The following is a 14,191-nucleotide window of genomic DNA, read 5'->3' on the forward strand; positions in this document are numbered from 1 at the left end:
CGCACACATGGCACGGATGCCGCTGACCGACCGGCGCACGCAGCTGACGGAGGCCGCGATCCGCGCGATGACCCGCGACGGTGTGTCACGGACCACGACCCGGTCGATCGCCGCCGAGGCGGGCGTGTCCCTGAGCGTCTTCCACTACTGCTTCGACTCCAAGCAAGCCCTGCTGGAATCGGTCATGGAGACGATCACCGGCCACTACATCACGCTCGTGAAGGCGGCGATCCAGCCCCGGGAGACCCTGCGCGAGACCGTCCGGGCCGGCTTCCAGGCCTACTGGGACCACGTGGCGGCCCGGCCGGGCGAGCACATGCTCACCTACGAGCTCACCCAGTACGCCCTGCGCCAGCCCGGGTTCGGGCATCTGGCGCGCAGGCAGTACGAGTTGTACTGCGAGACGTACGGGGAGCTGCTCGAGGAGCTGCGCCGGATCACCCCGTTCGAGCTGAGCGTCCCGGTGTCCGTGCTGGCCCGCTACCTGGCGGCCATGACGGACGGGGTGACCCTGAACTTCCTCGCCGTCGGCGACGAGAAGGCAGCCTCCGAGATCCTCGACATGATCGCCGACCACGTGGCCGGACTCGCCGGAGAGAGCTGACGCCGCCTCAGCCTGCTACCCGGAAGCCGATGTTGGACGTGGAGCTGTCGGGGGTGTTGGAGCTGCGGGCGGCGACCCGGTAGCGGTTGCAGTACGAGTCGTGGCACAGGAACGAGCCCCCGCGCATGGCCCGCGAGGCGCCGTCCGGCGCGAACGGGTCGGAGCACCACTCCCACACGTTGCCGACCGTGTTGTAGAGCCCGTACCCGTTGGGGCGGTAGGACTTCACGGGCACGGTGCCCAGGTGCGGACCGGTGGGGCGGTCGGGGAACTCGCCCTGCCAGATGTTGAGCATCGCGCTGTTGCCCGGGGAGAGTTCGTCGCCCCAGGGGTAGCGGCGCTGCTCCAGGCCGCCGCGGGCCGCGTACTCCCACTCGGCCTCGGTGGGCAGCCGGGTGCCGGACCAGGAGCAGTAGGCCTGGGCGTCGTTCCAGGAGACGTGGACCACGGGGTGGTTCTGCCGGGCGGCGATGGAGGACCCGGGGCCCTCGGGGTGCTTCCAGTCGGCTCCGGAGACCGCCCGCCACCACGGAACGCCCGCCACGGCAGGCGCTGCGGCAGCGAGCTCCGGCGCCAGCAGACCGGCGAAGACGAAGGAGAACCCGAACTCCTGGGCCTCGGTGACATGGCCGGTGGCCTTGACGAAGGCGGCGTACTGGGCGTTGGTCACCGTGGTCGGCCCGATCCGGAAGGGAGTCACCTCCACTTCACGGACCGGGCCCTCACCGTCGGCCGGGAATCCGTCCGCGTCCTGCGTGCCCATGAGGAACCGCCCGCCGGGCAGATCGAGCAGCCCGCGGGCCCGGCGGGCCGCAGGAGCTGCGGGAGCCGCCGGAGCCGCGGGAGCGGAAGGAACCGCGGGCACGGCGAACAGCGGGGCGGCGGCCGGGGCGTGCTGCCCCGGGGCGCAGCAGGAGGGAAGCGGCAAAGACACGGTGGCTCCGGTGAGTACGTACGGATCTAGCGGGTCCGGTCGGCGGCGAGCTGGGCCGCCAGGGCGGGGATTCCCAGGTCCCGTTCCTGCGCCGGGGTGGCCTGGTGGAGCTTGTTGGTGAGCTGGTAGGGGTCGGCCGCGAGGTCGTAGTACTCGCGGAACTTCACCTGCCCGGTGCCGGACACCGTGCCACTGGCGTCGGTGTGCAGGGCGTAGTACTCCACGTACTGCTCGTCCTTGGCCACGTAGGAGGACCAGGTGTTGTGGTCGGCTCCGGTGCCCTGTTTCCACCATTCGACCAGGAGGTGGTCCCGGCTGTACGGGGTCAGCAGCGAACTGCCGTCCTGCGGGGTGTCGGGGCTGATCCCGGCGGCGTCGAGGATGGTGGGCGCGATGTCGATGTTGGCGACGATGCGGTCGTCCACGGTGCCTGCGCCCAGTCCCCCGGCGGGCCAGGAGAGGTAGAACGGCACCTCGTGGGCGGGGGCGTAGGGCACCGACTTGGCGGTCCAGCCGTGGTCCGCCCAGCCGAAGCCGTTGTCGCCGATGTAGATGACGAGGGTGTTCTCCAGCTGGCCGAGGGCCGCCAGCTTGTCCTTGAAGGCCTGGACGGCGTCGTCCACGGACAGCAGCGTGCGCAGCTGCTCGGCGCGGATGCGGCGGCCGTCGGCGAGGGTGCCGGTGGCGTTCTGGATGTAGGGCGGCTTGTCGCTGCGGTCGTCCTCGGTGACGGAGGGGCGCCCGTTCCACTCGGGAACGGCGGTGCCCGCATACTTGGGCTCGGGGGTGCGGGGCCCGTGCGAGGCGTACGGGGTGACGTAGGCGAACCAGGGGCGGTCGTCGGTGGCCGCCTTGTCCAGGAAGGCCAGCGTCCGGTTCTTGATGATGTTCGTGGTGTAGCCGTTGATCGTCTGGACCGTGCCGTCGACGTTCCAGTTGGCGTCCACGTACGCGGGCTGGAGCAGCGCGAATTCCTCGAAATGCGGCGGAGCGTCGGCGAGTTTCCAGGAATTCAGGTATTTGCCGAACAGTCCGGTGCGATATCCGGCCTGCTTCAGATAGCGCTGGACGGTGGTGTTCTGGTCCAGGGCCGCCGCCGAAGCGTTGTTGCGGACGCCGTGGTTGTGGGCGTAGCGGCCGGAGAAGACCGAGGACCGCGAGGGTGCGCACAGGGGGGTGGTGACGTGGCCGTGGGTGAACTTCACGCCCTGGCCGGCTATCCAGCCGATGGTCTTCTGGATCGCCCAATCGGTGTGTTTGGGCTGGTCATCGGTGACGATCAGCAGAATGTTCGGACGGCCGGCGGAAGCCGTCGCGGCGGCTGCCGCGGGCGTGGCCGCCACCGCCTGGCCGATCGCGGGCACGGCGGTCGCGGCTGCCGCCGCTGCCGTGCCCGCGAGGAATCCTCTCCTGCTGACCTGCGTCCGGGCTCTCTCGCTCATCGGTATTTCCTCCTGCTCGAAGGGGAAATGGTGTGGCGGCCACTGCCATGCCCCAGAGCGTAAAGGGAGCCGAAAGCCCTTTCCATGTACGGCGTGTGAAATGACGTCAGGGACCGTTACGTGGGCAGCCCCACGGCACGCTCGCCCGCGCGGCGCTTCTGGATGACGACGGCGACGACCAGCAGGGTCCCCTGGGCGACGTTCTGCCAGAACGGGTTGACGCCCTGCACGGTCAGTCCGTTGTCGAGGGCGCCGAGCAGGGTGATGGCGAGCAGGGTGCCGCCGACACCGCCCTTGCCGCCCGCCAGCAGGCAGCCGCCGAGGGCCGCCGCGGTGATGGCCTTGAGCTCCAGTCCCTCGCTGCCGGAGACCGGGTGGCCGAAACCGGTGCGGGCGGTGAGCAGGACGCCCGCGAAGGCGGCCACGACTCCGGCGAGGCCGTAGACGGCGATCAGGTACTTGTTGATGTGGATGCCCGCGAGCCGGGCGGCCGTGTCGTTGCCGCCGATGGCGTAGATGTTGCGGCCGATGTCGGTGTACTTCAGCAGCAGGTGGATGGCGACGGTCACCAGGGCGAGCACCCACAGCAGGACCGGGATGCCGAGGACCGCGCCGTTCGCCAGGAAGACGAAGACGTCGTCCCCGCTGACGTATCCCTGGGCGGCGCCGTTGGACAGGAGCTGCGCCACTCCCTTGTAGGCGGCCAGCGTGGCGAGGGTGGCGATCACCGGGTTGATCCGGCCGTAGACGATGACCGCCCCGTTGACGAGCCCGGCCAGCAGTCCGACGCCGAGGGCGGCGGCGATGCCGAGCAGGGCGTTCGAGCCGGTGGAGGTGAACACCATCGCGGAGACCACCGAGGCCACGCCCACCTGGGAGCCGACGGAGATGTCCAGGGCGCCGCAGATGATCACCACGGTCTGTACGAGGGCGAGCAGCCCGGAGATGGTCACCGCGTCGCCGATGACCTTGATGTTGGCCCAGGTCAGATAGGCGGAGTTGAGGGAGCCGAAGAGGGCCAGGACCAGCACGAGGGCGCCGATCAGGCTGAGGTTCTGGCCGCCGATCCCGGCGAGGGCGGCGGCCGCCCGGCGCCGGGCGCCGCCCGGGCCCGCGGGGGCGGCCGGCCCGGTCACGTGTTCCTGCGCGGGTGCCTGCGCCGCGCGCGTCGCGGGGGTCGCCTTCATGTCCGTACTCCGTCTCCGGTCAGGTCGTCCGCCATGGCCAGCGCGAGGACGGCTTCCTCCGTGGCCTCGTCCCGGCCGAGCTCGCCGGTGATCCGGCCGCCCTGCATGACGAGGATCCGGTCCGCGAGGCCCAGTACCTCGGGCAGTTCCGAGGAGATGACCAGGAGCGCCGTACCGGCCTCGGCCAGGTCCGCGATGATCCGGTAGATCTCGGCCTTGGCTCCCACGTCGATCCCGCGCGTGGGCTCGTCGAGGATCAGGACCTCGGGCCTGCGGGCCAGCCATCGGGCCAGCACCACCTTCTGCTGGTTGCCTCCGGAGAGGGTGCGGACCTCGCTCTCGATGGACGGGGCGCGCACCCGCAGCCGGTCGGTGTACTCCCGGGCCAGCTCCCGCTCCGCCGCGCGCCGTACGAAGCGCAGCCGGCTGAGCCGGTCCAGCACCACCAGCGCGGTGTTGTCGCGGATCGAGCGGTCCAGGAAGAGGGCCTGGGACTTGCGTTCCTCGGGGGCGAGGCCGATGCCCGACCGGACGGCGTCGCAGGGCCGGCGCAGCCGCAGGGTCCGGCCGCCCACGCCGATGGTCCCGCCGCGCAGCGGGAGGTCTCCGGCGAGGGCGCGGGCCAGTTCGGAGCGACCTGCGCCGACGAGTCCGGCCAGGGCCACCACCTCTCCGGCCCGGACCTGGAAGCTGATGTCGCGGACGTCGTCGGTGGTGACCTCGCGGACGTCGAGGACCACCCGGTCGGTGGCCACGCGGGTGCGGGCGAACATCGCGGACAGGTCCCGGCCGACCATCATGCGGACGATCTCGGCCTCGTCGGTGTCCCCGGCCTCCTTCACCCCGACCAGTGCGCCGTCGCGCAGGACGGCCACCCGGTCGGCCAGCCGGAAGATCTCCCGCATCCGGTGGGACACGTAGACGACGGCGAGGCCCTGTTCCCGCAGGCGCCGGATGAGGGCGAAGAGGGATTCCACCTCGTGCTCGGAGAGCGAGGAGGTGGGTTCGTCGAAGGCGATCACCTTGGCGTCGCCGGTCAGCGCCCGCAGGATCTCCACGAGTTGGCGCTGGGCGGCGGTGAGGTGGATGCCGAGGGTGTCGGGGTCGAGGACCTTCTCGAATCCGATGCGGACCAGGTCGGCTTCGAGGCGTCGGCGCAGGGCGGCCCGGTCGAAGCGGCGGGCGCCGCGGGTCGGCAGGGCGCCGAGGTAGACGTTCTCGGCGACGCTGATGTGCGGGACGATCTCGGGTTCCTGCGGGATGAGCCGGATGCCGGCCGACCGGGCGTCGGCCGGGGAGTGGAGGTGCAGCTCGGTGCCGTCGAGCAGCACCGAGCCGGAGTCGGCCGGCAGGTCACCGCAGACGATCTTCAGCAGCGTGGACTTGCCCGCGCCGTTCTCGCCCATCAGCGCGGTGACCGTACCGGCCGGGAACTCCAGGCCGATCCCCCGCAGCGCCGGGACCCCGGCGAAGGTTTTGGAGACCTCCGCCACGCGGAGTCCGGCCGCTCGTGTGGCGTTCATCGTGTGCACGCACCTCCCTCACTTGCAGCCGAAGCCCGCGGCCTTCCAGCTCCCCGCGTCGACCATCTTGGTCGGGGCGAAGGATTCGGGGGTGAACGGAGTCCCGTTCTTGAGCTTGTCGTACATCGCCTGGACGGCCAGCTTCCCGACCTCGTCACCGGGGATGTAGAGCGCAGCCCGCATCCCGTTGTCGGCGCCGGCCTGCCAGTCCTTGCAGGCCAGGTAGGCCCCGAGGCCGACCCCGATGATGTCGGCGCCCTTGACGCCCGCGTTGTTCAGGCCCTTCACCCCGCCCGAGACGTTCTCGTCGTTGCAGCCCATGACCACCCAGTGCTTGACGCCCTGGTTGGCCGTGACCGTCGCCTCCACCTTGGACTGGGATCCGGCCGGGGTGTTGTCCGTGCCGAGCTCGATGGCCTGCACCTCCGGGCCCCCGGCCTGCTTCCAGGCGGCCTTGGCCCCGTTGATCCGATCGGTGCAGACGGTGGTGTCCTGCTTCCAGGCGTAGACGATCCGGGTGTCCGCCGCGCTCCACCGGGCCTTGGCGAACTCGGCCGCGGCCCGCTTGCCGATCTCCGTACCCATCTGCGTGCCGGAGAAGCCCACCCGTGCCACCAGGTCCGCCTTGTCGCAGTCGGCGGGCTTGGGCCCGCTGGCGCACACTTGGTCATCCGAGGTCAGGAGGGTGACTCCGGCCTTCTTGGCCTCGGCGACCACCTGCGGGCCGACCGCGGACTCCGGCACGACGATGATGATCCCCTTGTTCTTCTGCGCGATGGCCGACTTGACCTCGGTGATGGTCTTCGAGGCGTCGTTGCCCAGGTTGACCACCGTGAGCTTGACGCCCAGTTCCTCGGCCTTCTTCTTGGCGCCCGCGGCTTCGGAGACGAAGTACTCCTGATCGCCCTGCTTCTGCAGGTAGGCGATGGAGATCTGTCCGCTCACGGTCCCGCCGTCCCCGCTGCCGCTGCCGCCGTCGTCCTCGCTGGAGGGTTTGCCGGAGGAGCAGGCGGCGACGGTCAGCGCGAGGGCGAGCATGCCGGTCAGGGTGGCGGTGCGGCGCGATCTGCCGGGGTTCGATTGCGTGGACATCTACGGGTACTCCCTCTTCGGGTCGGTCAGTTGCAGGTCAGCTGGGGAGCCGCCCAGTCCGCGTGGTCGGAGTTGATGCCGTTGCCGCCGTCGGTGACGACGAGCTTGAGCGTCTGGCCGCCGGTCAGGTCGGCGGTGAGCCTCTTCGCCGGGTCGGCCGTGGTCAGCAGCCCGCTGTCGGCGACCTTCACCGCGTCCCGGTAGATCTGGAAGACCACCGAGCCGTTGGAGGACTTCTCGTCGTCGACCCCGACGTCCACGGTCAGCGCCGTGCACACTCCGCCGAGGTGGTAGCTGATGCTGCTGGCCGCGTGCACGCCCAGGCCCTTGGCGTACGTGGCCCCGTTGACGGTGAGGGTCCTGCCGTCGCCCGCGGCCTGCTCGCCGTTGCTCCGGTCCTTCTCCACCGGCCCCCAGCCGCTGCTCGCGCCGGTCCAGGAGAGGCTGGACAGCGGGGTGGTGCCGGAGGGCGGGACCACCAGGGGCCCCGGGGTGATCCGGTAGACGACGGTGGCGTGCGCGGGCACGGAGACGCTGATGTTCCCGGTGGTGTTCGTCGTCACCGCCTTGCTCCACAGGTCCTTGAGGGAGTACGGGGCGCGGTTGCCGTTGCCGAGCGCGTCCATCGTGGTGGAGAGGGTGGCGGTGGAGCCGTTCTCGTTGGTCAGGGACACCGCCCGGTCGCCGTTCTTGAGCTCCTTGACCATGACGACCTGGCCGCCGTTGGCGGAGACCACGGTGCCCTGCTTGCCGAGCGGGTCCTGGTCGAGGGCGATGACGTCGGGGTTCGAGAGGATGTCGAAGGTCTCGGTGGTCGCCTTGCGCAGATCGGAGCCGATCAGCAGCGGCGCGGACATCATCGACCAGAGGCTGAAGTGGGTGCGGTACTCGGCCGCGGTCATCCCGCCGTTGCCGACTTCCAGCATGTCCGGGTCGTTCCAGTGGCCGGGTCCGGCGTACGCGGCGAGCTGCTGGTTCGCGTGCGCGATGCCGATCATCGAGGACCAGCTGTCGCCGATGTCCCCGGTGGTGCGCCACAGGTGGCCGACGTCCGCAGCCCAGGTCCACGGCTGGTTCTGGCCCCACTCGCACAGCGAGTACACGATCGGGCGGCCGGTGTTCTTCAGCGCGTTGCCCATGTCGGTGTAGCGCTTCTTGGCGTCGACGCCCTGGTTGTTGCAGTTGTCGTACTTGAGGTAGTCGACCCCGAAGGAGGCGAACAGGTTGGCGTCCTGCTGTTCGTGGCCGAGTCCGCCCGGGAACCCGGCGGTATCGCAGGTCTTGGTGCCGGCGCTGGTGTAGATGCCGAACTTCAGCCCCTTGCCGTGCACGTAGTCCGCGACGGCCTTGATCCCGTTCGGGAAGCGCACCGGGTCGGGGACCAGGTTGCCGGAGGCGTCCCGGTTGGGCAGGGCCCAGCAGTCGTCGAGGTTGACGTACTGGTACCCGGCCGCTTTGAGGCCCTTGGAGACGAAGAGGTCGGCGATGCCCTTGACCATCGCCTCGTTGAACTCGGCCCGGCAGTGGGTGGAGTTCCAGTTGTTGAAGCCCATGGGCGGGGTGAGCGCCTGCCCGTCGGCCACGGCCGCGGCGGGCGAGGCAGCGGCCACCGCGAGGGCGCCCGCCAGCAGCGGGAGCGCGGCGAGGGCCGTGGTCAGGCGGCGGCCGAAGGTGGTGCTGCGTAACGCGTACACGAACGGCTCCTTGGGGAAGGGGTCAGCCGAGGGGTGCGGCACGGGGAAATGTGTGCGGAAGCGCGCGTTCGGACCGGCGGGTTCTCCGCACAATCCCTCAGGACCGAACGGACTTCACCGCAACGGCCCACATCACACTGCCGTTGCTCCCACAAGTCAAGGCGATGAGCACAACTGCGGTAAAGAACAGGCCTGTTGGGGTCTGTTGACTTCTGATCGACCCCTCAGGATGCTTTCGGGATGGTCGACAACGGCAATCTGCTGGCCCATCAGCGCCGGGCCCTCATCCTCGAAGAGGTGCGCAAACGCGGCGGGGTCCGGGTCAACGAGCTGACCCGGACCCTGAGCGTCTCCGACATGACCGTCCGCCGGGACCTGGACGCCCTCGCCCGCGAGGGGCTGCTGCGCAAGGTGCACGGCGGCGCCGTGCTCGGCGGCGAACCCAGCAGCCACGAGCCCGGGTTCGAGACCAAGTCCGAGTGGGAGACCGCCGCGAAGGGAGCCATCGCCCGGGCCGCCGCCTCCCTGGTGATGCCGGGATCGGCGATCGCCCTGTCCGCCGGGACCACCACGCACGCCCTGGCCAAGGAGCTCACCGAGGTAGCGGAGTTGACCGTGGTCACCAACTCGATCCGCACCGCCGAGGTCTTCGAAGCCGCCCGCCGCTCCGGGTCCACCACCACGGTCGTGCTCACCGGCGGGATCCGGACCCCCTCGGACGCCCTCGTCGGCCCCATAGCCGACCAGGCCATCCGCGGCCTGCACGTGGACCTGCTCTTCCTCGGCTGCCACGGACTGGGCACCTCGACCGGGCTGACCACCCCGAACCTCGGGGAGGCCGAGACCAACCGGGCGTTCCTGCGTTCGGCCCGGCGCAGCGTGCTGCTCGCCGACCACACCAAGTGGTCGGCCGTCGGGCTCACCACCTTCGCGACCCTCGACGAGGTCGACGTACTGATCACGGACGCACTGCCCCGGGAGGAGGCCACGGCCGTGACCGAGCGGGTCGGCGAGGTCGTGCAGACCTCCCCGCATCCCGGGGAGCAGGCATGGTGAGGTGCGCCTGGAGGGGTCGACGGGGTCAGTCCAGGGACGGGTGGACCTCGGGATGCCGGTCCCACCAGACCCGGTGGAAGGGGTTGTTGTCCACGTTGGCCAGGTAGGCCAGGGCCGCCGAGCGGTAGAAGAGCTCCGCCTGCCGGGCCGAGACCGTCGAGCGGTTCCAGGCGAGCCGGATGCGCCCCGTGACCGGTGCGCCGATCAGGGGCCGCACCACCGTGCCCGCGACGGCCGGGGCGGTGGGCTGGCACAGGGACACGGCGCGGCCCGCGGAGATCAGGTCGTACTGCATCATGCGGTCGGTGATCCGGTAGCGCAGTGAGGGGGCGAACCCGGCCTTCGCGCAGGCCTCGACGAGCGCCTCGGGGCCGCCGTCGTCGTCCTCCACCAGGGTCATCCACTGGTCTTCGGCCAGGTCGGCGAGGTCGAGGGCTTCGAGCCGGGCCAGTGGGTGCCGTGCGGACAGCCGGATGCAGAAGGGCTCCCTGGAGACCAGGGTCCGGGCCAGGACTCCGCCGGGCAGCGGGACCTCGTGGTCGTTCACCTCGCCGTACACGATGACGTCGTAGCGGCCGGCGCCGAGCATCCGTACCAGCGCCGTCACCGAGTCCTCCAGGTCCACGGTGATCTCGCGGCCGGACAGGGCCAGGTCCTGCTGTGCGATCAGGCCGTCGACGAGCACGAGCAGGATGCAGCCCAGGCGCAGCGGGGCGCCGGCCGTCCGGGCGCGGGTCTCGGCGCCGAGGGCGTCCATTTCGCTGAGCACCCGGCGCGCCTTGGCGAGGACGAACTGGCCGAGGGGGGTGGGTTCCACGCCGCGCCGGCCGCGGACGAAGAGTTCGCCGCCGGTGACCCGTTCGATCCTTCGCAGCTGGGCGGAGAGCGCGGGCTGGGAGACGCCGAGTCTCCGTGCCGCTCCCCCCAGGCTGCCGGTTTCCGCTATCTGGCAGACGGCTTGCAGATGCCTCAACTCCAGCTGCATCCCGGCAGCTTACGCAGCGTCACCCGCCCGCACCATAACGCCGGTCTTATGCACGCAGAGATGTCCCATTCTCGTCATGGACACGCCCATACTCAGCCGCGAACGCCAGATTCTCATCTCTTTCTCACCCCCCACACAGAATCGGAGTGGACTCTTGCAGCCCACCAGATGGATGGCCGCAGCCGCGGCCATGGTGCTGACCGCGGGCCTCGCCGGCACGCTGGCCACCGCCGCCTCCGCCGCTCAGAAGTCGGACCCCGCGCCCCCGACCAAGGCCGAACGGGCTGTCGCCGCGGCCGACGCGGCCGTGCGCAGCGGCCTCGACACCCTGGTCAACTCGCCCCAGCAGCAGTACGAGCGCCGCCTGGTCACCCCCTGGGTGAAGGACCTGTACTCCGTCGCGTACGAGCGCAGCTACCGCGGCCTGCCGGTCGTCGGCGGCGACGCGGTGGTCCTCGCCGACGGCGAGGGACGGGTCCGCACCCTCCAGTCGGCCTCCTCGGCCGTCATCGACGTGGCGACCACCCCGTCGGTCACCGCGAAGGCCGCCGAGGCCGTCTCGCGCGGCGAGCAGGCCGCCACCGACCGGGTCCAGAGCAGCCGGCTCGTCGTCAAGCTCAAGGACGACAAGTCCGTCCTGGCCTGGGAGACGGTGCTCATCGGGCGGACCGCCACCGCGCCCAGCAAGCTGCACGTCTTCGTGGACGCGCGCACCGGCAAGGTCGTCGACCGCTTCGACGAGGTGGTCGCGGGCACCGGCACCAGCAAGTGGAACGGCCCGAACCCACTGACCATCAGCACCACCGCCTCGGGCTCCACGTACTCCTTGCGCGACCCGAACCGGCCCGGTCTGAGCTGCGCCGACTACAGCACCGGAACCGTCTTCTCCAAGTCCTCGGACTCCTGGGGCACCGGCAACGCCACCTCCAAGGAGACCGGCTGCACGGACCTGATGTTCGCGGCGCAGAAGCAGTGGGACATGCTGAGCCAGTGGCTCGGCCGCAACGGCGTCAGCGGCAACGGGCAGAGCTTCCCGGGCAAGGTCGGCCTGAGCGACCTGAACGCGTACTGGGACGGCAGCTCGGTCACCATCGGGCACAACAGCGCGAACGAGTGGATCGCCGGCGTGGACGTGGTGGCCCACGAGTACGGGCACGCCATCGACTCCAACACCCCCGGCGGCACCAGCGGCCAGGAGGCCGGTCTGGGCGAGGCCACCGGTGACATCTTCGGCGCGCTGACCGAGGCGTACGCCAACGAGCCCTCGCCGTACGACACTCCGGACTACCTCGTCGGCGAGATGATCAACCTCCAGGGCAACGGTCCGATCCGCAACATGTACAACCCGTCGGCCATCAGCAACAACCCGTCCTGTTACAGCTCCTCGATACCCAACACCGAGGTGCACGCGGCGGCGGGCCCGCTGAACCACTGGTTCTACCTGCTCGCCGAGGGCACCAGCCCCGGTGGCGGCAAGCCGAACAGCAGCACCTGCAACCAGTCGACGCTGACCGGCGTCGGCGTGCAGAACGCGGGCAAGATCTTCTACGGCGGCATGCTCCTGAAGACCTCCAGCATGTCGTACAAGAAGTACCGTACGGCGACGCTGAGTTCCGCCAAGTCGCTGGACGCCACCTGCGACCTGTTCAACAAGACCAAGGCCGCCTGGGACGCCATCAGCGTGCCCGCCCAGTCCGGTGACACGACCTGTACCCCGAGCGGCCAGAACAGCGACTTCTCGCTCTCGCTGAACCCGTCCTCGGGCACCGTCCAGCAGGGCGCCTCGGCCACCACCACCGTGGCCACCGCGATCTCCACCGGCACGGCCCAGCAGGTGACCCTCACCGCGTCCGGCCTGCCGGCCGGGGTGAGCGCCTCCTTCAGCCCCGCCACCGTGCAGTCCGGCCAGCCCTCGACGCTGACCCTGACCGCGTCCGCGAACGCGGCTCCCGGGACCTCCACCGTGGTCGTCAAGGGTCAGGGCACCAGCCTCTCGCACACCGTCGACTACGCACTCACGGTGAGCGGCACCACGCCGCCCGACCCCAACGCGCCGAACATCGACGTGGCCGCCGTCCAGGCGCACCTGACCCAGCTGAACACCATCGCCTCCCAGAACGGCGGCAACCGCCGTGCGGGCAGCGCCGGTTACACCCAGTCGGTGGCGTACATCAAGGGCAAGCTGCAGGCCGCCGGCTACACGGTCACCGAGCAGAACTGCTCCTCCTGCACCTACCCGTCGAACAACCTGATCGCCGACTGGCCCGGCGGCCCCGCCGACCAGACGATCATGTTCGGCTCGCACCTCGACAGCGTCTCGGCCGGTCCGGGCATCAACGACAACGGCTCGGGCTCAGCGACCCTGCTGGAGAACGCGCTGGTCCTCGCCCAGAAGAACCCGACGATGACCAAGCACGTGCGGTTCGCCTGGTGGACCGACGAGGAGCAGGGCCTCAACGGCTCGAAGTTCTACGTGGGCCAGCTGACCAGCACCCAGAAGTCGGCCATCAAGGCCTACTACAACTTCGACATGGTCGGCTCGCCCAACGGCGGCTACTTCATCAACAACCTCACCTCCACCGCCGCCGCACCGCTCAAGGCGTACTGGACCTCGCTGAACCTCGCCCCCGAGGAGAACACCGAGGGCCAGGGCCGCAGTGACGACTACTCCTTCCAGCAGGGCGGCATCGCCACCTCCGGCTACGCGGCCGGCGCCAGCGCCCGCAAGACCTCCGCACAGGCCACCAAGTGGGGCGGCACCGCGAACGCGGCGTACGACTCCTGCTACCACAGCTCCTGCGACACCTCGAGCAACATCAACGCGACGGTCCTGGACCGCAGCGCCGACGGCGTCGCCTACACGATCTGGAACCAGGCCGTCGGCGGGACCACCCCGGCGCAGGACTTCTCGATCAGCACCTCCCCGGCCGCGGGCAGCGCGAACCCGGGCTCCAGCCTGACCTCCACCGTCGCCACCGGCACCGTCAGCGGCGCCGCCCAGACCGTCTCCCTGTCGGTCACCGGCGCCCCGGCCGGCGTGAGCGCGACGCTCAGCCCCACCTCCGTCCAGTCCGGCAGCTCCTCGACGCTCACCGTGTCCGTCGGGGCGAGCACCGTGCCCGGCACCTACACCCTGACCGTCACCGGCACCGGCACCGTCAGCCACGGCACCACCTACACGCTGACCGTCAACGGCACCTCCACCTGCACCCCGCGCCAGGTCGTCTCCAACGGCGGCTTCGAGGGCGGCACCAGCCCCTGGACCACCACCTCGGGCGTCATCACCAACCAGGCCGGCCAGGCCCCGCACGGGGGCTCGTACATGGCGTGGCTGGTCGGCTACGGCCAGACCCACACCGACAGCGCCACGCAGTCCGTGACCGTCCCGTCGGGATGCGCCTCGTACCAGCTCGGCTTCTACCTGCACATCGACACCGACGAGACCGAGAACACGGTCTACGACACCTTCACGGTCTCGGTGGGCGGCCAGACGCTGGAGACCCTGTCCAACGTGAACGCCACCTCCGGCTACGTGCTCAAGACCTACGACGTCTCCCGGTTCGCCGGACAGACCGTCACCCTGAAGTTCCAGGGCGTGGAGGACCCGTCCCTGCAGACCTCCTTCGTCGTGGACGACGTCACCCTCCAGGTGAGCTGACGCCCGCCGCGACACC

The 14,191-nt window shown here is 70.3% G+C and carries 10 protein-coding genes; 3 read left to right on the top strand and 7 right to left on the bottom strand.

What is annotated here, in order from left to right; translation table 11 throughout:
* Positions 1-7: 7 nt before the first annotated feature.
* Complete coding sequence (locus OG490_RS05475) at positions 8-604, top strand: TetR/AcrR family transcriptional regulator (RefSeq protein ID WP_330295147.1); 597 nt, start codon at positions 8-10, stop codon at positions 602-604.
* 7 nt (positions 605-611) lie between these two features.
* Here the strand turns inward: OG490_RS05475 and OG490_RS05480 are convergent, their stop codons facing one another.
* The 6 genes from OG490_RS05480 to OG490_RS05505 form a co-directional block, all read right to left on the bottom strand.
* A complete protein-coding gene (locus OG490_RS05480) occupies positions 612-1,532 on the bottom strand; it encodes a formylglycine-generating enzyme family protein (RefSeq protein ID WP_443065931.1) in 921 nt (306 codons plus the stop codon).
* Positions 1,533-1,564: 32 nt separating this feature from the next.
* Positions 1,565-2,980 (bottom strand): sulfatase family protein, encoded by a 1,416-nt coding sequence (locus OG490_RS05485; protein ID WP_330295148.1) that lies wholly within the window; start codon positions 2,978-2,980, stop codon positions 1,565-1,567.
* A gap of 116 nt (positions 2,981-3,096) precedes the next feature.
* On the bottom strand, positions 3,097-4,167 hold the full coding sequence (locus OG490_RS05490) for an ABC transporter permease (RefSeq protein WP_330295149.1): 1,071 nt from the start codon (positions 4,165-4,167) through the stop codon (positions 3,097-3,099).
* Positions 4,164-5,690: a sugar ABC transporter ATP-binding protein gene (locus tag OG490_RS05495; RefSeq protein WP_330295150.1), complete on the bottom strand. Its 1,527-nt coding sequence runs from the start codon at positions 5,688-5,690 to the stop codon at positions 4,164-4,166. The genes OG490_RS05490 and OG490_RS05495 overlap by 4 nt, the downstream gene beginning before the upstream one ends.
* A gap of 18 nt (positions 5,691-5,708) precedes the next feature.
* Complete coding sequence (locus tag OG490_RS05500; RefSeq protein ID WP_330295151.1) at positions 5,709-6,782, bottom strand: substrate-binding domain-containing protein; 1,074 nt, start codon at positions 6,780-6,782, stop codon at positions 5,709-5,711.
* Positions 6,783-6,808: 26 nt separating this feature from the next.
* Positions 6,809-8,335: an NPCBM/NEW2 domain-containing protein gene (locus OG490_RS05505; RefSeq protein ID WP_330300789.1), complete on the bottom strand. Its 1,527-nt coding sequence runs from the start codon at positions 8,333-8,335 to the stop codon at positions 6,809-6,811.
* Between the two features lie 381 nt (positions 8,336-8,716).
* Here OG490_RS05505 and OG490_RS05510 point away from each other — a divergent pair, with 381 nt between their 5' ends.
* Positions 8,717-9,532 (top strand): DeoR/GlpR family DNA-binding transcription regulator, encoded by an 816-nt coding sequence (locus OG490_RS05510; protein WP_330295152.1) that lies wholly within the window; start codon positions 8,717-8,719, stop codon positions 9,530-9,532.
* A 25-nt stretch (positions 9,533-9,557) separates the two neighbouring features.
* On the opposite strand, the gene OG490_RS05515 is transcribed toward OG490_RS05510, so the two are convergent.
* Entirely contained in the window at positions 9,558-10,517 is a 960-nt protein-coding gene (locus OG490_RS05515; RefSeq protein WP_330295153.1) for a LysR family transcriptional regulator, read from the bottom strand.
* A gap of 172 nt (positions 10,518-10,689) precedes the next feature.
* Here OG490_RS05515 and OG490_RS05520 point away from each other — a divergent pair, with 172 nt between their 5' ends.
* Positions 10,690-14,175 (top strand): M28 family peptidase, encoded by a 3,486-nt coding sequence (locus OG490_RS05520; protein WP_330300790.1) that lies wholly within the window; start codon positions 10,690-10,692, stop codon positions 14,173-14,175.
* The last annotated feature ends 16 nt before the right edge of the window (positions 14,176-14,191 follow it).

The organism is Streptomyces sp. NBC_00503 (assembly GCF_036346895.1).
GTDB lineage: Bacteria > Actinomycetota > Actinomycetes > Streptomycetales > Streptomycetaceae > Streptomyces.

Coding starts and splice junctions, on each gene's coding strand:
- OG490_RS05490 (WP_330295149.1), bottom strand. CDS start 4,167: ATGAAGGCGACCCCCGCGACGCGCGCGGCGCAGGCACCCGCGCAGGAA.
- OG490_RS05500 (WP_330295151.1), bottom strand. CDS start 6,782: ATGTCCACGCAATCGAACCCCGGCAGATCGCGCCGCACCGCCACCCTG.
- OG490_RS05505 (WP_330300789.1), bottom strand. CDS start 8,335: ATGGGCTTCAACAACTGGAACTCCACCCACTGCCGGGCCGAGTTCAAC.
- OG490_RS05520 (WP_330300790.1), top strand. CDS start 10,690: ATGGCCGCAGCCGCGGCCATGGTGCTGACCGCGGGCCTCGCCGGCACG.
- OG490_RS05510 (WP_330295152.1), top strand. CDS start 8,717: ATGGTCGACAACGGCAATCTGCTGGCCCATCAGCGCCGGGCCCTCATC.
- OG490_RS05515 (WP_330295153.1), bottom strand. CDS start 10,517: ATGCAGCTGGAGTTGAGGCATCTGCAAGCCGTCTGCCAGATAGCGGAA.
- OG490_RS05495 (WP_330295150.1), bottom strand. CDS start 5,690: ATGAACGCCACACGAGCGGCCGGACTCCGCGTGGCGGAGGTCTCCAAA.
- OG490_RS05485 (WP_330295148.1), bottom strand. CDS start 2,980: ATGAGCGAGAGAGCCCGGACGCAGGTCAGCAGGAGAGGATTCCTCGCG.
- OG490_RS05475 (WP_330295147.1), top strand. CDS start 8: ATGGCACGGATGCCGCTGACCGACCGGCGCACGCAGCTGACGGAGGCC.